This window comes from Streptomyces sp. HUAS MG91 (assembly GCF_040529335.1).
In the GTDB taxonomy this organism is placed as follows: Bacteria; Actinomycetota; Actinomycetes; order Streptomycetales; family Streptomycetaceae; genus Streptomyces; species Streptomyces tabacisoli.
The window spans coordinates 2673989-2692468 of the sequence record NZ_CP159534.1; the positions used below are offsets into that span (position 1 = coordinate 2673989).

An 18480-nucleotide genomic window follows, 5' to 3' on the forward strand; every position below is an offset into this window, starting at 1 on the left:
GTACGTGCCCCGCCTGTACTTACTCGTACCTACCCGCAGTCGCCTGTACACGCCTGCGGGGCGGCCGGTTCGAGGAGTTGTCCTCGTACGACCGCCCCGCTGACAGGGTTCCAGGATGGGGCCCCGGGTCAAACCCCGGCGCCTCGGTTGCTCAGACTCCGGACGGCACCTCGGCCTTGTCCGCGTCCCCCGTGCTGCCCCCCTCGGCCGCCAGCCGCTTGTTGCGCCGCACCGACGACCAGAAGGACCAGGCGATCAGGACGACACCGACGAGGCCGGTGATGACCTCGTTGATCTCGTAGCGGATGGTGACCAGCAGGATCACGGCGAGCGCGCCGATCGCGTAGTGCGCGCCGTGCTCCAGGTACACGTAGTCGTCCAGGGTGCCCTGACGGACCAGGTAGACCGTGAGCGAACGGACGTACATGGCACCGATACCGAGGCCGAGCGCCATCAGCACGATGTCGTTGGTGATGGCGAAGGCGCCGATCACGCCGTCGAAGGAGAACGACGCGTCGAGGACCTCCAGGTAGAGGAACATGAAGAACGCGGCCTGACCGGCCAGCAGCACCGCCGACTTGGGCTTGCCCTCGCGCGCGGCCTTCTCCTCCTCCTCGTGCTCCCGCTCCTCCTCTTCCTCGAGACGGTTCTCGAAGAAGCCGGACAGACCGCCGACGACGAGGTACGTGATCAGACCCGCGACACCGGAGATGAGCACGGTGGACTGCTTGTCCGCGTGCACTCCACCGTGCTGGTGGGCGTGGATCGCGAACGTCATGGAGGAGACCAGGAGCACGATGAGCGCGATGCAGACCGACAGCATGTCGACCTTGCCGAGCTTGGCCAGCGGCCGCTCGATCCAGCGCAGCCACTGGATGTCCCGCTCCTCGAAGATGAAGTCGAGGAAGATCATCAGCAGGAACATGCCACCGAACGCAGCGATGGACGGGTGCGCGTCCGTCACCAGCTGCTGGTAGCGGTCGGGCTGGTTGAAGGCCAGGTCGACGGCCTCGACCGGGCCCATCTTGGCGCTGATCGCGACGATCACGACCGGGAAGACGAGCCGCATGCCGAAGACCGCGATCAGCACACCGATCGTGAGGAAGATCTTCTGCCAGAAGGCGTTCATCTTCTTCAGGACACCGGCGTTGACCACCGCGTTGTCGAACGACAGCGAGATCTCGAGGATCGCGAGGATCGCGACGACCCCGAGGGCTGTCCAGCCGTCGTAGAACACCGCCGCGATCAAACCGAGCACGGTGATCGCGAACGACCAGCCGAAGGTTTTCAGAACCACTGGCTACCCCATCGTGTGTACGGGTTTCCCCGTGCTGGTTGTACGGGGCTCCCCCGCTCCGCGCACGGCTTTACGAAACATTGACTCCGAAGTCTAGAGCGATGCCGCGGAGCCCTGACGCGTACCCCTGACCGACTGCACGGAACTTCCACTCGCCCCCGTACCGGTACACCTCGCCGAAGATCATCGCGGTCTCGGACGAAGCGTCCTCGGAGAGGTCGTAACGGGCGAGCTCCTGGCCGTCCGCCTGGTTGACAACGCGAATGAACGCGTTGCTGACCTGGCCGAAGGTCTGCCCTCTGTTGTCCGCGTCGTGGATCGAGACGGGGAAGATGATCTTGTCGCAGGTGGCCGGCACCTTGGTGAGGTCCACGATGATCGACTCGTCGTCGCCCTCGCCCTCACCCGTGAGGTTGTCGCCGGTGTGCGTGACGGAGCCGTCGGGGCTCGTGAGCTGGTTGTAGAAGATGAACCACTCGTCGCCCATCACCCGGCCGCCGCTGCACAGCAGCGCGCTGGCGTCCAGGTCGAAGTCGGCTCCGGTGGTGGAGCGTGCGTCCCAACCGAGCCCGATGAGGACCTCCGTCAGGTTCGGTGCGGCCTTGGAGAGGGAGACATTGCCTCCCTTGGCGAGCGTGACGCCCATATTGGTGGTCCTCCCCGAGGTGTAAGGCATTGCTGACTCTGCTGTGGTGCAGCGCGTCCGGCGCCGCACTGCGGGAGTGCGGCGCCGGACGGACGAGCGTGGTGGTGCGCTAGGACTCAGACGTTGACGCCGAAGTCCTGGGCGATGCCACGCAGGCCGGAGGCGTAGCCCTGGCCGACGGCGCGGAACTTCCACTCCGCCCCGTTCCGGTACAGCTCACCGAAGACCATGGCGGTCTCGGTGGAGGCGTCCTCGGAGAGGTCGTAACGGGCGATCTCGGCGCCGCCCGTCTGGTTCACGACGCGGATGAACGCGTTGCGCACCTGGCCGAAGGACTGCTGGCGGTTCTCGGCGTCGTAGATCGAGACCGGGAAAACGATCTTGTCCACGTCGGCCGGAACGGTCGCGAGGTTGACCTTGACCTGCTCGTCGTCGCCCTCGCCCTCACCGGTGGTGTTGTCACCGGTGTGCTCGACCGAGCCGTCGGCGCTCTTCAGGTTGTTGAAGAACACGAAGTCCTGGTCGTTGCGGACCTTGCCCTCGGCGTTCGTCAGAATCGCGCTGGCGTCGAGGTCGAAGTCCGCGCCGGTGGTGGTGCGGACATCCCAACCCAGGCCCACGACGACCGCCGTGAGGCCCGGGGCCTCCTTGCTCAGCGATACGTTGCCGCCCTTGCTGAGGCTGACTCCCACGAGTCCTCCCTGTGGTCTTTGGGGGCGGGGAGCCCCGTAGTACGTCTGGCATCGGATCAACGTCTGGATCCTAGTGACGGGTTCCCGCAGCCCGCGAGGCTTCCTACAGGGTGTCGCCCTGCAGAGCTTCTTTACAGGGTGCGTCTACAGGCTGTCGATCGCCTTGACGTACTCGTTCAGGTCACGGGCGTCCGGCAGGCCGTTGACGACGGTCCAGCGCACGACGCCCTCCTTGTCGATGATGAAGGTGCCGCGCACCGCGCAGCCCTTCTCCTCGTCGAAGACGCCGTAGGCGCGCGAGGTCTCGCCGTGCGGCCAGAAGTCGCTCAGCAGGGGGTACTCGAGGCCCTCCTGCTCGGCGAAGACCCGCAGCGTGAACGGGGAGTCGTTCGACACGGCGAGCAGCTGCACGTCGTCGTTGACGAACTTCGGCAGCTCGTCGCGCAGGGCGCACAGCTCGCCGGTGCACACGCCGGTGAAAGCGAACGGGTAGAAGAGCAGCACCACGTTCTTCTCGCCCCGGAAGTCCGAGAGCTTGACGCTCTCGCCGTGCTGGTTCTTCAGCTCGAATTCCGGAGCCTTGGTGCCGACCTCGATCGCCATGATGAAGCTTCCCTTCGATGGGGCTGTTCAGGTGGCTTCAGCCTAGTTCCCACCCCTGCGTGCTCCCTCGCCGCCCGGCGCGCCGCCGGAGCCGGCCGGGCATGCCCGAGGCCCTGGTGGACGCACCGAAGCGCGCCCGCCAGGGCCTCATCTCCTGATTTCCCGCTCAGGCGGGACGCTTACCGCTTCTTGGCTGCTGCCTTCGGCGTGGCAAGACGGCTGCCGGTCCAGTCCTTGCCCGCGCTGACGCTCTTGCTCGCGGACAGCCCGGCGGTCGTGGCGGCCTCACCGATCTCGCTCGGCTCGACGTACCCGTCACGCCCGGTCTTCGGCGTCAGAAGCAGGATGGACCCGCCCTCTTCCATGTACGCGATGGCATCCACCAACGCATCAGTAAGGTCCCCGTCGTCCTCACGGAACCAGAGCACCACGGCGTCAGCCACGTCGTCGTAGTCCTCGTCGACGAGCTCGGAGCCGATGGTCTCTTGGATGACCTCGCGGAGCTCCCGATCGACGTCGTCGTCGTAGCCGATCTCCTGGACCACCTGGTCGGGCTGGAAACCAAGCCTCACGGCAAGGTTCGTCTCCGCGTGGTCCGCGGTCGCGCTCACGGATTGCCTCCTGATCATGTTTACGAAGTTGTCTTCAGCTTCGCGCGCACGCGAAGCGTTGGCCGTAGTCCACACGTGCGCGACGGATCGCGCAAGTACCCGGCCGCCGAGACCGCCGAAACGGTGACGTTCCCGGCTGTGTCACCGCAACTCCAGTCAAGGATCCCCCCAGGTCAGTGATGTATGCCACAGCATTCTGCCGGGTTTGCCCGCACTGCCCGACCACAGAGGGTGACCAGGGCCGAACGGCCCTCCGGAACACGTGAACGACATGAGCGTATCGTTGCGAAATGTGCGCACGCGCTCACGGGGTATCGAGGGGTATCGAACGGAATCCGGATTACCTCGCGGTAGACATGACGATTCCGATTCCGCGGTACACGATGGACTACGGCGTACGCGACAGTGAATCAGCGGCATCACCGACAGTGAGGGAACAGCGTGGCTTCCGGATCCGATCGCAACCCGATCATCATTGGCGGTCTCCCCAGCCAGGTCCCGGACTTCGATCCCGAAGAGACTCAGGAGTGGCTCGACTCCCTTGACGCGGCGGTCGACGAACGCGGCCGCGAGCGGGCCCGCTATCTGATGCTCAGGCTGATCGAGCGCGCCCGCGAGAAGCGCGTGGCCGTGCCCGAGATGCGCAGCACGGACTACATCAACACGATCGCCACCAAGGACGAGCCCTTCTTCCCCGGCAACGAGGAGATCGAGCGCAAGGTCCTCAACGCGACGCGGTGGAACGCCGCGGTGATGGTGTCCCGAGCCCAGCGCCCCGGCATCGGCGTCGGCGGCCACATCGCGACCTTCGCCTCCTCGGCGTCGCTCTACGACGTGGGCTTCAACCACTTCTTCCGCGGCAAGGACGAGGGCGACGGCGGCGACCAGATCTTCTTCCAGGGGCACGCCTCGCCGGGCATCTACGCCCGCGCCTATCTCCTGGACCGGCTCACCGAGAACCAGCTGGACGCCTTCCGCCAGGAGAAGTCGAAGGCGCCGAACGGGCTGTCCTCGTACCCGCACCCGCGGCTGATGCCGGACTTCTGGGAGTTCCCCACCGTCTCCATGGGTCTCGGCCCGCTCGGCGCCATCTTCCAGGCCCGGATGAACCGCTACATGGAGGCCCGCGGCATCGCCGACACCTCCAAGTCGCGGGTGTGGGCCTTCCTCGGTGACGGCGAGATGGACGAGCCCGAGTCCCTGGGCCAGCTCTCCATCGCCGCCCGTGAGGGCCTCGACAACCTCACCTTCGTCGTGAACTGCAACCTCCAGCGCCTCGACGGCCCGGTGCGCGGCAACGGCAAGATCATCCAGGAGCTGGAGTCGCAGTTCCGCGGCGCCGGCTGGAACGTCATCAAGCTGGTCTGGGACCGCAGCTGGGACCCGCTGCTCGCGCAGGACCGCGACGGCGTCCTGGTGAACAAGCTGAACACCACGCCCGACGGCCAGTTCCAGACGTATGCCACCGAGCCCGGTTCCTACATCCGCCAGCACTTCTTCGGCGGCGACCACCGGCTGCGCGCCATGGTCGATGGCATGACCGACGACCAGATCCTGCACCTGGGCCGCGGCGGTCACGACCACAAGAAGATCTTCGCGGCGTTCACGGCGGCCAAGGAGCACAAGGGCCAGCCGACGGTGATCCTGGCGCAGACGGTCAAGGGCTGGACCCTCGGTCCGAACTTCGAGGGCCGCAACGCCACGCACCAGATGAAGAAGCTCACGGTCGACGACCTGAAGGGCTTCCGCGACCGGCTGCACATCCCGATCACCGACGCGCAGCTCGAGGGCGGCGCCCCGCCGTACTACCACCCGGGCCGCGAGTCCGAGGAGATCCAGTACATGCACGACCGCCGCCAGGCACTGGGCGGCTATGTCCCGACCCGTGTGGTGCGCGCGAAGCCGCTGCAGCTTCCGGACGACAAGACGTACGCGAGCGTGAAGAAGGGCTCGGGTCAGCAGTCGATCGCCACGACCATGGCGTTCGTCCGGCTCCTCAAGGACCTCATGCGGGACAAGGAGATCGGCAAGCGGTTCGTGCTGATCGCGCCCGACGAGTACCGCACCTTCGGCATGGACTCCTTCTTCCCGAGCGCGAAGATCTACAACCCGCTCGGCCAGCAGTACGAGTCCGTCGACCGCGATCTCCTGCTCGCCTACAAGGAGTCGCCGACCGGCCAGATGCTGCACGACGGCATCTCCGAGGCCGGCTGCACCGCCTCGCTGATCGCCGCCGGTTCCGCTTACGCCACCCATGGCGAACCCCTCATCCCCGTCTACGTCTTCTACTCGATGTTCGGTTTCCAGCGCACCGGCGACCAGTTCTGGCAGATGGCCGACCAGCTGGCGCGCGGCTTCGTCCTCGGCGCGACCGCCGGCCGGACGACGCTGACCGGTGAGGGCCTTCAGCACGCCGATGGTCACTCACAGCTGCTGGCCTCGACCAACCCCGGCTGTGTCGCCTACGACCCCGCCTACGCATACGAGATCGCGCACATCGTCAAGGACGGTCTGCGCCGGATGTACGGCCCGGACAGCGAGAACGTCTTCTACTACCTCACCGTCTACAACGAGCCGATGCAGCACCCCGCGGAGCCGGCCGACGTCGACGTCGAGGGCATCCTCAAGGGCATCCACCGCATCAGCACCGGCACTTCGGGCACGATCCCGGCGCAGATCATGGCGTCGGGCGTCGGTGTCCCGTGGGCCCTGGAGGCCCAGCAGATCCTCGCGCAGGAGTGGAACGTGCGCGCGGACGTCTGGTCCGCGACCTCGTGGAACGAACTGCGCCGCGAGGCAGTGGAAGTGGAGCGCCACAACCTGCTGCACCCCGAGGAGGAGCAGCGCACCCCCTACGTCACGCAGAAGCTGTCCGGCGCGGAGGGTCCGTTCGTCGCGGTCTCCGACTGGATGCGCTCGGTACCGGACCAGATCTCCCGCTGGGTGCCGGGCACCTACCAGTCGCTCGGTGCGGACGGCTTCGGCTTCGCGGACACCCGGGGCGCCGCCCGCCGTTACTTCCACATCGACGCCCAGTCGATCGTGGTCGCGGTGCTGACCGAGCTCGCCCGTGAGGGCAAGGTCGACCGCTCGGTCCTGAAGCAGGCGATCGACCGCTACCAGCTGCTCGACGTCGCCGCCGCCGATCCGGGGGCGGCCGGAGGCGACGCGTAGCGGCTCGCGGCGAGTCCGCGGAGCTTCTGCGGACGCGTTGCGGGCCCGTCTGCGGGCGCCTCTTCCGAGGGCGGTGGGAACTCCGGTTCCGCCGCCCTCCGGCTTTTCCTGCGGGGTCCGGCTTTTCCTGCGGGGTGCGCGCGAAGGGACGTACTCGTCGGAGATCCGAGCCGGTCGGAGCCCGGTCCGGGTGCGGCCCGGGAGGGCCCGGCGGGCCCCGGGACACCCCCGGGGCCGCCTGGCGTTGACCGTTCCCGGCCCGTCAGCCGCTCTCGCTCAGAACATTCCGCCTGCGGCGATACCGACCGACGTGATCAGCCCGATGACCGCGAGCAGCGTGTCGATCGCGCCGAGTACGACCGCGACCAGGGCCGGTATCGACTGGGTGCCGGTCCAGCGGCGTCCCATGGCCAGCCAGCCGCAGACGACGGCGACCGGTCCGAACACGATCCCCAGGGTCAGGAACCCGACGACCGCGCAGATGACTCCGATGATTCCGAGTGTCGCGCGGTCCGGCCCGCTCCGTGTGCCCATGTGGTCACGGGAACGGGGGTGCTTGCGCGTGGTGTGTCCGAAGCCCGCCATCATCACTCCTTGGGTTCGTGGACTCGGGCGGTACTCCGGGTACCCCGCTTGCCGTCACCTACCGCGCCCGGCGCTCCGCTATCTCTCCCAGATCTTGAACGCCCGTACGTGATAGGGCGATTCGGGCTCCCAGGTCCCGCTGCCGGGATAGGTCTGGAACTCGCCGGTCTCCGCGCACTCCGCGGACTGATAGGTGGTGACGGGACGGCGGGTGCGGTTGGCGAGGGACGCCGCGCTGCTCCCCTCCGGCAGCGCGACGCAGCTCTCGATGTCGGTCCCGGCCAGTTCGTAGGTCTGCCGGGCTCCCTTGAATCCGGTCTTCGCCCACAGACACAGCTCCCCCGCGCCGCAGTTCCCCAGCGTCGGTGGCGCGGCCGCGGTGGCGAAGCCTGGTGTGAGCGCCACCGCCGCGAACGTGACCGTGGCGAGCCTGACCATCATGGACGTACGCATGTGCATCAACCCCCGTGTCATATCGACCAGTTGCGTTCGCGACTGATCGCTTGCCTGACACTCTGGCCCGGAAGATCCGGTTCCGGGAAGGGCTGTCGAGGGACGTCACCCGGATAAGCGAAAGCCCTCGGAAAGTTCCCGAGGGCTTCCCCCACACGGGCGGTTTCCCGCCTCGCTCACGCCTGACGGACGCTAGATGTGCGCGGCTCCCGCTGCCGCCTCCGGGTTGTCGCCCCGCTTGGTCAGCAGCGCGACGAGGATGGCGACGACACCGACACCGGCGGCGACCAGGCAGGCCAGGCTCATGCCGGAGATGAACGTGTCGTGGGCGACGTCCGTGATCTTCGCCGCGATGCCGGCCGGGGTGTGGTCCGGAACCGGGGCGACACCGACCTGGACCGCCTCCGACGCCTGGTCGAGCTGGGCCGGGGTGAGCGGCGGCAGCTTGGCGTCGGCCCAGTTGCCCGCGAGGTCGTTGTCGACCTTGGAGGCCATCACGGCGCCGAGCACGGCGGTGCCGAGGCTGCCGCCGATCTGCATCGCGGCCTGCTGGAGTCCGCCGGCGACACCGGAGAGCTCCATCGGGGCGTTGCCGACGATGACCTCGGTGGCGCCCACCATCACGGGGGCGAGGCCGAGGCCGAGCAGACCGAACCAGACGGACATGATGCCGCTGCCGGTCCCCGCCTCCAGGGTGGACATCCCGTACATCGCGAGGGCGGTGCACGCCATGCCTCCGGCGAGCGGGATCCGCGGGCCCACCTTCGTGATCATCGCGCCCGCGAGCGGGGAGGCGACGATCATCATGCCGGTCAGCGGCAGCAGGTGGAGACCGCTGTCGACCGGGCTCATGCCGTGCACGTTCTGCAGGTAGAAGGTGACGAAGAACAGGCCGCCCATGAACGCGATGGCCATGAGCACCATCAGGACCACACCGGCCGACAGCGGCACGGAGCGGAACAGGCCCAGCGGGATGAGCGGTTCGGCGACCCGGGTCTCCCAGATCGCGAAGAGCACGAAGCAGAGCACCGCCGCACCGATGAACGTCCACGTCATGCCGTCGCCCCAGCCCCACGTCGGCGCCTTGATGAGGGCCCAGACGAGGCAGAACATCGCGCCGGACAGCAGGACGATGCCGGGGACGTCGAAGGAACGCGGCGCGTTCTCGGCGCGGTGGTCGAGCAGGATGACGAGCCCGAGGATCAGGGCGACGACGCCGACGGGAACGTTGATGAAGAAGACCGACTGCCAGCTGACGTGCTGGACGAGCAGGCCGCCGAGGATCGGACCGCCGGCGGTCGAGGCGCCGATCACCATGCCCCAGATGCCGATCGCCATGTTCAGCTTCTCGGCCGGGAACGTGGCGCGCAGCAGACCGAGCGCGGCGGGCATCAGCAGCGCGCCGAACAGACCCTGGAAGACGCGGAAGGTGATGACGAGCGCGATGCTGTCGGACAGACCGATGGCTCCGGAGGCGGCGGCGAAGCCGACCACGCCTATGAGGAAGGTCTGCCGATGGCCGAACCGGTCGCCGAGCTTGCCCGCGGTGATCAGTGTGACCGCGAGGGCGAGGAAGTAGCCGTTGGTGATCCACTGGACGTCGGCGAAGCTCGCGCCGAGGTCCTTCTGAATGGCCGGGTTGGCGATGGCGACGATGGTGCCGTCGAGGGCGACCATCATCACGCCGATCGCGACAGAGAAGAGAGTCAACCAGGGATGGCCGCGAAGTCCCTTGGCGGATGCCGGGGCGGGGTCGGGCTCCGGAACCCGGTCCGCCTTGTCGACAGTGATCTGACTAGTCATACGTTCGAGGCTAGTGACAGCTCCTGACAGTTGACAAAGCATTTCACCATTCGGTAACTGTCGCCTCGCTCACACTGTCGCCGCGCTGCGGCAACGGCTGGAAAGAGGAACATGGCCGCCCGACTCAACCTGCGTGAACTCAAGAAGCAGCGCACGCGAACAGCACTGCTGCGTGCAGCACTTGAGCTCTTCACGACGCAGGGCTTCGACCGGACCACGGTCGACGAGATCGTCGAGGCCTGCGAGGTGTCCCAGCGCACCTTCTTCCGCTACTTCGCGAACAAGGAAGAGGCCGCCTTCGCGGTGCAGGACATGGTGGAGAGCCGTTTCGTCGCCGCTCTGCGCGAACGCCCGGCGGAGGAGAGCCCGTTCGAGGCGCTGCGCCACACGGTTCTCGGCACCTGGGACGCGTTGAGCCGCTCCGTGGAGGAAGTCATTCCGGTCGAACTCCACATGCGTACGTATCAGTTGATCGAGTCGACACCCTCCCTGCTGGCCGTGCACCTGCGCCGCTCCATCGAGCTGGAGGAGGAGATCGCGCGCGTCATCGCCGAACGCGAGGGCTTGGACGTGGACAGCGATCCGCGCCCCCGCGTGGCCGTGGCCGCGTTCAGCGGTGTGATGCGGCTGGCCGGGCGCCTGTGGGGAGCCGGCGAGGACACCAGCATCGACGCCATCCGCGCGCTCACGGAGACATATCTCGATCATCTGACCCCGTCGATCGGCGAGCGCTGGCGGCGCGCTCGCGCGTGAACAGCGCATAAGTGATCAGACGTGACGCCGGTCGCGCTCCCGCGCACACCAGGCGCGTCGACCCCCTACACAGAGTGAGGGCTTGACCTCAACTACGTCCGCTTTTACCCAAATACACCCTCCAAAACGTGATGTGCCTCACCCGTGTAACGAGGCCCCTCGCGCTTCTCCTAGGGTGTTCCGCAGTGACTTCCTTCGACTCATCCCCCCAACTGAACGTCTGGCGCGCACTGCTTGCGCTGGCCGTCGTGTTCGTCATGCTGGCGACCACCGGCTGGACCGCGGTGCGTCACCAGCGGGGCGTCGACACGCCGCTCCAATCCGCTCTCAACGCCTGGGACCACGGTCGGATAAACGGGCACGCGCTGCCCTCGCACGACGACTCCCCCACCCGTCTCGGGCACTTCTTCGCCTCGCTGACCCCCCACCAGCGCGGCCGCCTCGCCATCCGCTACCCGCTCGCGGTCGGCAACATGAACGGCGCTCCTGTAACGCTGCGTTATCGGGCGAACCGCATCGCGCTCGACCAGGAGCGCGAGGTCGAGCAAGAGCGCATGCACGACCAGCGGCTCTCCTCCGCCGGTCATTCCGACGCGCAGCAAAGGATGCGGCGCTTCGCGCTCCTGGCCGACCCCGATCGCAAGATCCTCGCGTTCGACCCCATGGGCAGCGGCCGGGTGGCCGAGGTGTTCGGCGACCTCGACCGGGCCCAGCGTGTCTCGGTCGTGGTGCCCGGTGTCGACACGAATGTGCTGACCTTCCAGCGGACGTTCCGCCAGTACTCCGCTCCGGTGGGCATGGCTCGCTCCCTGTACGCCGCCGAGCGCGAGAAGAGCCCGCGCACCCGCACCGCGGTGATCGCGTGGGCCGACTACACGGCCCCCGCCGGTCTGGGGGTGGACGCCGCCACGGCGATGCGCGCCGACGACGGCGCGGTCCGGCTCAACGCCATGCTGCGCGGGCTGCCCGGCGGCTCGCCGGTCGCCCTGTACTGCCACAGCTACGGCTCCGTGGTCTGCGGTGTCGCGGCGCACGGCCTGCCGTCGCGGGTGAGTGACATCGCGGTGGCCGGCAGTCCCGGGATGCGGACCCAGAGCGCAGCGGGCCTGCACACCCACGCGCGCGTGTGGGCCATGCGCGACAAGGACGACTGGATCCAGGACGTGCCCTACATGGAGCTGGGCGGCCTCGGGCACGGCGCCGACCCCGTCTCCTCGGACTTCGGGGCCCGGGTGGTCTCCGCGGGAGACGCCAAGGGCCACGCCGGTTACTTCGAGCCCGGCACCGAAAGCCTCAGGAACTTCGCCGAGATCGGAACTGGCTCGTACCGATCGGTGCTCTGCGCCGACTCGGACCAGGACTGCCGGAAGGGATTTTCCGGCGACGTCTCGGCCTGACGCGCGTAGAGAACGGCGAAACAGTGGTCCGACGCAACAGGCGACGGAGGCGGGCATGCCGCATACGATGAGCCGCATGGGTGACGTACTGGCCGGATTTCATGCCGCCTGGGAGTTCGAGTCCGACTCCGTGCTCATCCGCTTCGAACGGGGGATCCGCACGCCGAAGCTCCTTCAGGCGCTCGGTGAGCGCCGCATCCCTCTGGAAGCGGTCGCGGCGGTGACCCTGACCCCCGGAAAACGCGGGACCGTAGTACTGCAAGCCGTCCCGAGACCGGGCGCCGATCCGCTGATGGACGTCGCCGCCGGGCAGCTGAAGGAGAGCTGCGATCCCTATCGGCTCGTGCTGCCGGCCGAGCGGGAAACGCTCGCGGAGTACTACGCGGACGAGCTGCGCGGGCAGCTCGTCGCCGAGGAGGACGTGCGCAGCGACGGCTTTCTGGTGGCGCCTCCCGAGGCTCCGCTCCAGTTCAAGGCCTACGACGGCAAGGCCTCCTTCGACGGCTCGTCGGTCTCCTTCCGCTGGTTCTGGACGGGGGCGTCGTCCGCGAAGTGGAAGGCGGGCGACAAGACCTTCCCGGTCGGCGATCTGAGTGGCGTCGAATGGCGCTCGCCCGAACTGTTCGAGGGGCACCTGCGGCTCCTGCACCGTGACACCGCCGGGGATCAGCCGGGGCAGGCCGACCAGGATCCGGCGGCGGTCGTCTTCGGGCTCGGCTACGGGCCGGTCCACGAGTCGCTGCCGTTCGCCGCGTCCGTGCTCGCGGCCGTGCGCGCCTCCGGCTCGGTCCCGGCCGTTCCCGGGCAACCCGCCGCCCGCTCGACGGTGCCCGCGCGCCGGGATCCGGCGGACATCGCCGACCGGATACGGCACCTCGGTGAGCTGCACCAGGCGGGTCTGGTCACGGACGCGGAGTTCACGACGAAGAAGGCCGAGCTGCTCGCCGAGCTGTGACGACTGGTCCACGGGTTGTCGGTGATACCTGGGTAGGGGGTGCGGTGAGCACCTCGGTATGACGTCACGCGGCAACGCCGTTGCCTACCCTGAACGGGTCATGAGCACTGCACCGGACTCCCCCGACCAGAGCACCCGCCCGCCGGACGACGATCCGGACCGGCCGGGTCCCGGGCGTGCGGCCGATGGGTGGCGGCGCCGCCTGCGCGACGCGGGCGGCCGGTTGACGTCGTTCGGAGCGAGGCTCGCCTCCGCCGTCGACGGCGACCGGACGGAGCCGCTGTTGGCTCACGCGCCCCAGCGCTGGGTGCGCATGCTGCCGTATCTGATCATGCTCGGTTTCGTCGCTGTCCTGATCCCGGTCACCACCCAGGTGCTGTCGAACGACTACGGGGTGAGCGGCGGGCTCGCCGGCGCGATCGCGGTGGCCCAGGCGGCGCCGCTGCTGCTCGCGGTCACCCGGCCCCTGACCGCCTGGTACATCATGATCGTCGCGGATGTGCTGGGGTCGATCCCGCTGCTCCAGGGGGACGCGCACCATCCGTCGCCCTGGACTCCCATGGTCGTCGTGGGGTACCTCGCGCTGTGCGTCGCCCTGGCCCTGCGGCAGAGCCGCCGCGCTCTCATCGGGATCTGGCTGGTCACCGTCGGCGCCAGCATCGTGGTCGGGCTCTTCCGGGACAGCACCAGCCAGGACACCGGAGTGCTGCTCATCGTCCTGAGCGGCGGGGTCCTGCTGCTCGGCGCCCTGATGCGCGAGCGCGGCGAGGCCCAGCGCAGACTCGTCGAGCAGGAGACGATCAGCGAGGCCGAGCGGACCCGCCGCACCCTGCTGGAGGAGCGGGCGAGGATCGCGCGGGAGCTGCACGACGTCGTCGCCCATCACATGTCGGTGATCACCGTGCAGGCGGACTCCGCGCCCTACCGCCTGCAAGGGCTGAGCGGAGAGGTGCGCAAGGAGTTTGCCTCGATCGCCGCCGGCGCCCGCGAGTCGCTGACCGAGATGCGACGCCTGCTGGCGGTACTGCGCAGCGAGGAGGCGCAAGGAGACCTGACGCCCCAGCCCGGCCTCGCGCAGCTGCGGCAGCTGGTGGAGGCGACAATACGCGGCGGTGTGCCGACCGAGCTGTCGTACCCCGAGCTGACCCTGGTGCGTGAACTGGCCGAGGTGTCACCGGCGGTGGACCTCTCCGCCTACCGCATCGTGCAGGAGGCGTTGGCGAACGTGGTGCGGCACGCGCCCGGTGCGCGGGCACAGATCTCGATCGGGCTCGATGCCGACGCGCTGCTGGTGCTGGTGGTCAACGGACCTGCTCTGAAGCCGGTGGCTCCGCTCGAATCGAGCGGTACGGGACACGGGCTGGTGGGCATGGGCGAGCGCGTACGGTTGGTCGGCGGCACGTTGGACGTGGGCCCGCTGCCCGACGGAGGCTTCCGCGTCGCGGCGCGGCTCCCGCTGGCCGTGCCCGACTCCCCGACGGTGTAAAGGAATTCGGCCCGCATGACCATCCGCGTGATCATCGTCGACGACCAGTCCATGGTGCGAGCGGGCTTCGCCGCCCTGCTGTCGGCGCAGAGCGACATCGACGTCGTCGGTGAGGCCCCCGACGGCCGGCAGGGTGTCGAGGTATGTCGCTCCACCCACCCCGACGTGGTCCTCATGGACGTCCGGATGCCGGAGATGGACGGGCTCGCCGCGACGCGGGAGCTGCTGGACCCGCCGCCCGGCGTGGTGCACCGGCCCAAGGTGCTGATGCTCACGACGTTCGACGTGGACGACTACGTCTATGCGGCGTTGCAGGCGGGTGCCTCCGGCTTTCTGCTGAAGGACGCGCCGCCCGCCGACCTGATCGGGGCGGTGCGTGTGGTGGCGGCGGGCGAGGCGCTGCTCGCTCCGACCGTCACCAAGCGGCTCATCGAGGACTTCACGAGGACCAGGCCCGTGCGCAGGGATCGCTCGCCGCGGCTCAAGTCCCTGACGCCACGCGAGCTCGAGGTCCTTGAGCTGATCGCGCGCGGCCTGTCCAATCAGGAGATCGCCCAGAAGCTGGTGCTGGCGGAGCAGACCGTGAAGACCCACATCGGGCGCGTGCTGGCCAAGTTGGGGCTGCGCGACCGGGCCCAGGCCGTGATCTTCGCCTACGAGTCGGGGCTCGTCACACCCGGGGAGCAGTAACCCCCTACCCGGGTAGCACCCCTCGATCGGGTGAGGTCCCGGTCCGGGCTCGATCCGCGCCCATCAACTCTCCGGGTATCACCGCGTCCTGGGTGCTGAGCGGCGCGCTCATCCGTCACCCCCTACTGCGGTACCCCTCACGGATACCCAGGTATCACCCGCAAGTTGGCTCCGTGGTGTGACGTGCCGCGCCCGGCCGAATCCATACCTTCCTCTCGTCAAGCCGACGAACGAGGGGGAGACGGACGATGGTCCTCAGCTCATGGAAGCGCCGCGGCCGGCGCACGCTGGTCGCCGCCGCACTCACGACGACCGTGATCGCCGGTACCGCGGGGTGGGCGTCCGCGCACGAGCAGCGTCCGCTGACCGGGCCGCCCCCGGGCACCGCGTCCTGGCGCGCCGACCACACGCTGCACGTCACGCTGCCCGATCCGGCAACCGTGAAGCCGGCTCAAGTCGCCGCCTTCTTCGGCAGGTTGAGCAAGGCTGAGCAGCACGAATTGGTCGCTCGGCACGCCTCGGTCGTCGGCAATCTGGACGGCGCGCCGATCGCCCTGCGATACGAGGCGAACGCCCGGGCGCTGCGGGCCGAGCGGACCCGGGCCCTCGGTGTCGCGGAGGACACGTCGCGCACGGAGGCCGAGCGGACGAGCGCCCGTGCCCGCGCGGAGCGCTGCGCCGAACTGCTCGCGCCGGGGCGCCGGATCCTCGCGTTCGACCCTCGCGGTCGGGGCCAGGTCGCGGAGGTCTACGGCGACCTGGCCGCGGCTCGGCAGGTGTCGGTGATCGTGCCCGGCTCGGACATCGATCTGGACTCGTTCGACCGGGCCAGAGACCCGTACGGGACTCCCGCCGGGATGGCTCGGGCGCTCTACCGGGCGGCGGACGCGCGGACCGCGGAGGTGGCGTGGGTCGGCTACACCACGCCGGTGGGGCTGGGACCCGACGCCGCCACGGGACGGCTCGCCGAGGCCGGAGCGCCACGGCTGACGCGTTTCGCGCAGGGCCTCACCGCCGTCGGCGCACCGGCGCCGGCCGTGTTCTGCCACAGCTACGGCTCGGTGGTGTGCGGGCTCGCCGCATCGCGGCTTCCCGCGTCGGACCTGGTGGTGTTCGCCTCGCCGGGGATGCGCGCGGAGAGCGTGGCCGATCTGCACACGAGAGCACGGGTGTGGGCGGCGCGCGACGACAGCGACTGGATCGCCAAGGTGCCGAACGTCGAACTGTTCGGGCTCGGGCACGGCGCGGACCCGACCTCCGCCTCGTTCGGAGCCCGGCGCATTCCCGCCGAGAAGGCCGAGGGCCACACCGGCTACTTCGCGCCCGGCACCGACTCCCTGCGGGCCTTCACCGACATCGCCACCGGAGACACCGGAGACGCCAGAGACGCTGGAGACACAGGAGATTCATCATGACGCTCACCTCGCTGCGGAGGTCCGTGTCCCGGACGGTCGCCTCGATCGACGCCAGGACTCCGGCCCACCGCGACCGGGCGGTGGACGGACTGCGGGCCCTCGCGCTGCTCGCCGTCCCGGTCGGCCATTGGCTCCTCGGGGGCTTCACTCTCGACTCCCGAGGCGCGCTGCACAATGCCAGCCCGCTGACCGACTTCGGCTTCTTCGCCCCATTGAGCTGGGTGCTCCAGATGCTCGGCATCTTCTTCCTGGTCGGGGGCTACGCATCGGCACTCTCCTTTCGGCGGGCGCGAGAGCGCGGCACGTCGCAGGCCGAGTGGCTGCGCGGCAGACTCGCGCGGCTGGGGCGGCCGGTACTGGGGGTGACGGCGATCTGGGCGGCGTTGATCCCGGTGCTGCATGCGTTCGGGGTGCCCTGGCAGACGCTGCGCACCGGTTCCACGTTGGTGATACAGCCGCTGTGGTTCGTGGGGGTCTATGCGGTGATCACCGCGCTCACGCCCTGGTGCGTGCGGGCCGCGCGGCGGTTCGGGGCATGGTCGGCGGCGCCGCTGCTCGGCTCGGTCGCTCTCGTCGACTTCCTGCGGTACGGGCCCGCGGCGTCGGCCGTGCCGTCCTGGCTGAGCCTGCTGAATCTGCTCCCCGGATGGCTGTTCGCCTATCAACTGGGCGTCAGCTGGGGCGAGAAGAGACTCGGGCGGCGCGGTGCGTGGTTCCTGTTGGCCGGCGGAACAGCCCTGTTCGCGCTGCTGCTCCTCGCCTTCCACTACCCGGCGTCGATGGTCGGCGTCCCGGGCGAGGCGCGGACGAACTCGCATCCGCCGTCCCTTCTGGTGCTGGCCCTGGGGGCCGCGCAGAGCGGCGCCGCGATCCTGCTGCGGGACCGCATCGGCAGCCTGCTCCGGCGGCCCGCGCTGTGGGCGCCGGTCGTGGTGATCAATCTGTCGGCGATGACGATCCTGTGCTGGCATCAGACGGCGATGCTCACCGTGGCAGTCCCGTCGGCGTCGTTCGCCGGCGCGGTACCGGGGCTCACCACGCCGCCCGACACGCTGGGCTGGATAGCGGCCCGTCTGGCATGGCTGCCGCTGTTCGCGGCGGTACTGGCGCTGACCGGACGTTATGCGCGGGGCTTCGAGTCGCCGTGGAAGCGGGCACGCGGAGGGCGCCGGGCGCTGGCCGGGGCGCTGGCCGCGGGGTTCGCGGTGTTCGCACTGGGGCTGGCATGAGGGGCCCGACGCTCACCGGGCCCACGCCGCCGCGCCTTCATCGCCCGCCTCCCCGCCTCCGTCCCCGCGTATCCAACTCCAACCCTGTCCCGCCGCCCCCGTCCCTCCGTCCCCCGTATCCAACTCCGACCCCGTCCCTCCGCTCCCGGACCTCCGCCTAGGCGCTCTGCGGCTGTTGGGCCGAGCCGGCGCCCGCGTAGAAAGTGATCTTGTGGTCGAGCACGGCCAGCGTGTCCTGGAGTTCGGCCATGCGGTGCAGGACGTCGCGGCGGGTCGATTCGAGGAGTTCTCTGCGCTCGTCGAAGGTGTGGTCGCCGAGGCGTACGAGTTCGGCGTAGCGGACCATGTCGGCGACCGGCATGCCGGTGAGCCGGAGCTTGTTGACGAAGGCGAGCCAGTCCAGGTCGTGGTTGCCGTAGCGGCGCTGGCCGGTGTGCGAGCGGTCGATGTCGGGCATGAGGCCGATCCGCTCGTACCAGCGCAGGGTGTGCGCGGTCAGTCCGGTGATGGCCGAGACCTCGCTGATGGTGTAGCGGTCCTGACCGTTCGGACGCGGATGCGCTTCGGGGGCCGCCCGGCAGGCGTCGACCCCGGCCTGGGTGGGTGCGGGCGTGGTCTCCATCACCGTCATGGGTCCCACGCTAGAACCTTCGAGTGCACTCCAGGCAAGCAGATCGGGGAGAAATTCGCA

17 protein-coding genes are annotated in these 18480 nt (G+C 69.0%); 8 read left to right on the top strand and 9 right to left on the bottom strand.

Annotation, left to right across the window (positions count from 1 at the left end; all coding sequences use genetic code 11):
• Positions 1-151: 151 nt before the first annotated feature.
• The 5 genes from ABII15_RS12395 to ABII15_RS12415 form a co-directional block, all read right to left on the bottom strand.
• Positions 152-1297 (bottom strand): DUF475 domain-containing protein, encoded by a 1146-nt coding sequence (locus tag ABII15_RS12395; RefSeq protein ID WP_353942362.1) that lies wholly within the window; start codon positions 1295-1297, stop codon positions 152-154.
• A 70-nt stretch (positions 1298-1367) separates the two neighbouring features.
• Complete coding sequence (locus tag ABII15_RS12400; protein ID WP_353942363.1) at positions 1368-1943, bottom strand: TerD family protein; 576 nt, start codon at positions 1941-1943, stop codon at positions 1368-1370.
• Between the two features lie 116 nt (positions 1944-2059).
• A complete protein-coding gene (locus tag ABII15_RS12405) occupies positions 2060-2635 on the bottom strand; it encodes a TerD family protein (protein WP_111662106.1) in 576 nt (191 codons plus the stop codon).
• A gap of 144 nt (positions 2636-2779) precedes the next feature.
• The gene (locus ABII15_RS12410; RefSeq protein ID WP_353942364.1) at positions 2780-3238 is read right to left on the bottom strand and encodes a peroxiredoxin; all 459 of its coding nucleotides are present in this window, start codon (positions 3236-3238) and stop codon (positions 2780-2782) included.
• A gap of 179 nt (positions 3239-3417) precedes the next feature.
• Positions 3418-3849 (bottom strand): DUF3052 domain-containing protein, encoded by a 432-nt coding sequence (locus ABII15_RS12415; RefSeq protein ID WP_353942365.1) that lies wholly within the window; start codon positions 3847-3849, stop codon positions 3418-3420.
• Between the two features lie 441 nt (positions 3850-4290).
• Between ABII15_RS12415 and aceE the strand changes: the two genes are divergently transcribed.
• Positions 4291-7023, top strand: coding sequence for a pyruvate dehydrogenase (acetyl-transferring), homodimeric type (gene aceE / locus ABII15_RS12420; RefSeq protein ID WP_353942366.1), 2733 nt, complete (start codon positions 4291-4293; stop codon positions 7021-7023).
• Positions 7024-7299: 276 nt separating this feature from the next.
• Here the strand turns inward: aceE and ABII15_RS12425 are convergent, their stop codons facing one another.
• The 3 genes from ABII15_RS12425 to ABII15_RS12435 form a co-directional block, all read right to left on the bottom strand.
• Complete coding sequence (locus ABII15_RS12425; protein ID WP_353942367.1) at positions 7300-7611, bottom strand: small hydrophobic protein; 312 nt, start codon at positions 7609-7611, stop codon at positions 7300-7302.
• Positions 7612-7686: 75 nt separating this feature from the next.
• The gene (locus ABII15_RS12430; protein WP_353942368.1) at positions 7687-8061 is read right to left on the bottom strand and encodes a peptidase inhibitor family I36 protein; all 375 of its coding nucleotides are present in this window, start codon (positions 8059-8061) and stop codon (positions 7687-7689) included.
• Positions 8062-8253: 192 nt separating this feature from the next.
• Complete coding sequence (locus ABII15_RS12435; RefSeq protein WP_353942369.1) at positions 8254-9864, bottom strand: MFS transporter; 1611 nt, start codon at positions 9862-9864, stop codon at positions 8254-8256.
• 111 nt (positions 9865-9975) lie between these two features.
• On the opposite strand from ABII15_RS12435, the gene ABII15_RS12440 reads away from it, so the two are divergent.
• The 7 genes from ABII15_RS12440 to ABII15_RS12470 all read left to right on the top strand — a co-directional run bounded on the left by ABII15_RS12440 (position 9976) and on the right by ABII15_RS12470 (position 17789).
• The gene (locus ABII15_RS12440; RefSeq protein WP_353942370.1) at positions 9976-10617 is read left to right on the top strand and encodes a TetR family transcriptional regulator; all 642 of its coding nucleotides are present in this window, start codon (positions 9976-9978) and stop codon (positions 10615-10617) included.
• Between the two features lie 185 nt (positions 10618-10802).
• Positions 10803-12014 carry an alpha/beta hydrolase family protein gene (locus ABII15_RS12445; protein WP_353942371.1) on the top strand — a complete coding sequence of 404 codons (1212 nt, stop codon included), beginning with the start codon at positions 10803-10805 and terminating at the stop codon, positions 12012-12014.
• Positions 12015-12090: 76 nt separating this feature from the next.
• Positions 12091-12969 (top strand): DUF4429 domain-containing protein, encoded by an 879-nt coding sequence (locus tag ABII15_RS12450; RefSeq protein WP_353942372.1) that lies wholly within the window; start codon positions 12091-12093, stop codon positions 12967-12969.
• A gap of 100 nt (positions 12970-13069) precedes the next feature.
• Positions 13070-14455 (top strand): sensor histidine kinase, encoded by a 1386-nt coding sequence (locus ABII15_RS12455; protein ID WP_353942373.1) that lies wholly within the window; start codon positions 13070-13072, stop codon positions 14453-14455.
• Positions 14456-14470: 15 nt separating this feature from the next.
• Positions 14471-15145 (top strand): response regulator transcription factor, encoded by a 675-nt coding sequence (locus tag ABII15_RS12460; protein ID WP_353942374.1) that lies wholly within the window; start codon positions 14471-14473, stop codon positions 15143-15145.
• A gap of 248 nt (positions 15146-15393) precedes the next feature.
• Positions 15394-16560, top strand: coding sequence for an alpha/beta hydrolase (locus tag ABII15_RS12465; protein ID WP_353942375.1), 1167 nt, complete (start codon positions 15394-15396; stop codon positions 16558-16560).
• Positions 16557-17789: an acyltransferase gene (locus ABII15_RS12470; RefSeq protein WP_353942376.1), complete on the top strand. Its 1233-nt coding sequence runs from the start codon at positions 16557-16559 to the stop codon at positions 17787-17789. The genes ABII15_RS12465 and ABII15_RS12470 overlap by 4 nt, the downstream gene beginning before the upstream one ends.
• Positions 17790-17946: 157 nt before the next feature.
• On the opposite strand, the gene ABII15_RS12475 is transcribed toward ABII15_RS12470, so the two are convergent.
• Positions 17947-18420, bottom strand: a complete 474-nt coding sequence (locus ABII15_RS12475; protein ID WP_353942377.1) for a MerR family transcriptional regulator — start codon at positions 18418-18420, stop codon at positions 17947-17949.
• Between the last annotated feature and the right edge of the window lie 60 nt (positions 18421-18480).

Coding starts and splice junctions, on each gene's coding strand:
- ABII15_RS12460 (WP_353942374.1), top strand. CDS start 14,471: ATGACCATCCGCGTGATCATCGTCGACGACCAGTCCATGGTGCGAGCG.
- ABII15_RS12440 (WP_353942370.1), top strand. CDS start 9,976: ATGGCCGCCCGACTCAACCTGCGTGAACTCAAGAAGCAGCGCACGCGA.
- ABII15_RS12410 (WP_353942364.1), bottom strand. CDS start 3,238: ATGGCGATCGAGGTCGGCACCAAGGCTCCGGAATTCGAGCTGAAGAAC.
- ABII15_RS12425 (WP_353942367.1), bottom strand. CDS start 7,611: ATGATGGCGGGCTTCGGACACACCACGCGCAAGCACCCCCGTTCCCGT.
- ABII15_RS12475 (WP_353942377.1), bottom strand. CDS start 18,420: ATGACGGTGATGGAGACCACGCCCGCACCCACCCAGGCCGGGGTCGAC.
- ABII15_RS12450 (WP_353942372.1), top strand. CDS start 12,091: ATGGGTGACGTACTGGCCGGATTTCATGCCGCCTGGGAGTTCGAGTCC.
- ABII15_RS12435 (WP_353942369.1), bottom strand. CDS start 9,864: ATGACTAGTCAGATCACTGTCGACAAGGCGGACCGGGTTCCGGAGCCC.
- ABII15_RS12400 (WP_353942363.1), bottom strand. CDS start 1,943: ATGGGCGTCACGCTCGCCAAGGGAGGCAATGTCTCCCTCTCCAAGGCC.
- ABII15_RS12430 (WP_353942368.1), bottom strand. CDS start 8,061: ATGCGTACGTCCATGATGGTCAGGCTCGCCACGGTCACGTTCGCGGCG.
- ABII15_RS12470 (WP_353942376.1), top strand. CDS start 16,557: ATGACGCTCACCTCGCTGCGGAGGTCCGTGTCCCGGACGGTCGCCTCG.
- ABII15_RS12465 (WP_353942375.1), top strand. CDS start 15,394: ATGGTCCTCAGCTCATGGAAGCGCCGCGGCCGGCGCACGCTGGTCGCC.
- ABII15_RS12455 (WP_353942373.1), top strand. CDS start 13,070: ATGAGCACTGCACCGGACTCCCCCGACCAGAGCACCCGCCCGCCGGAC.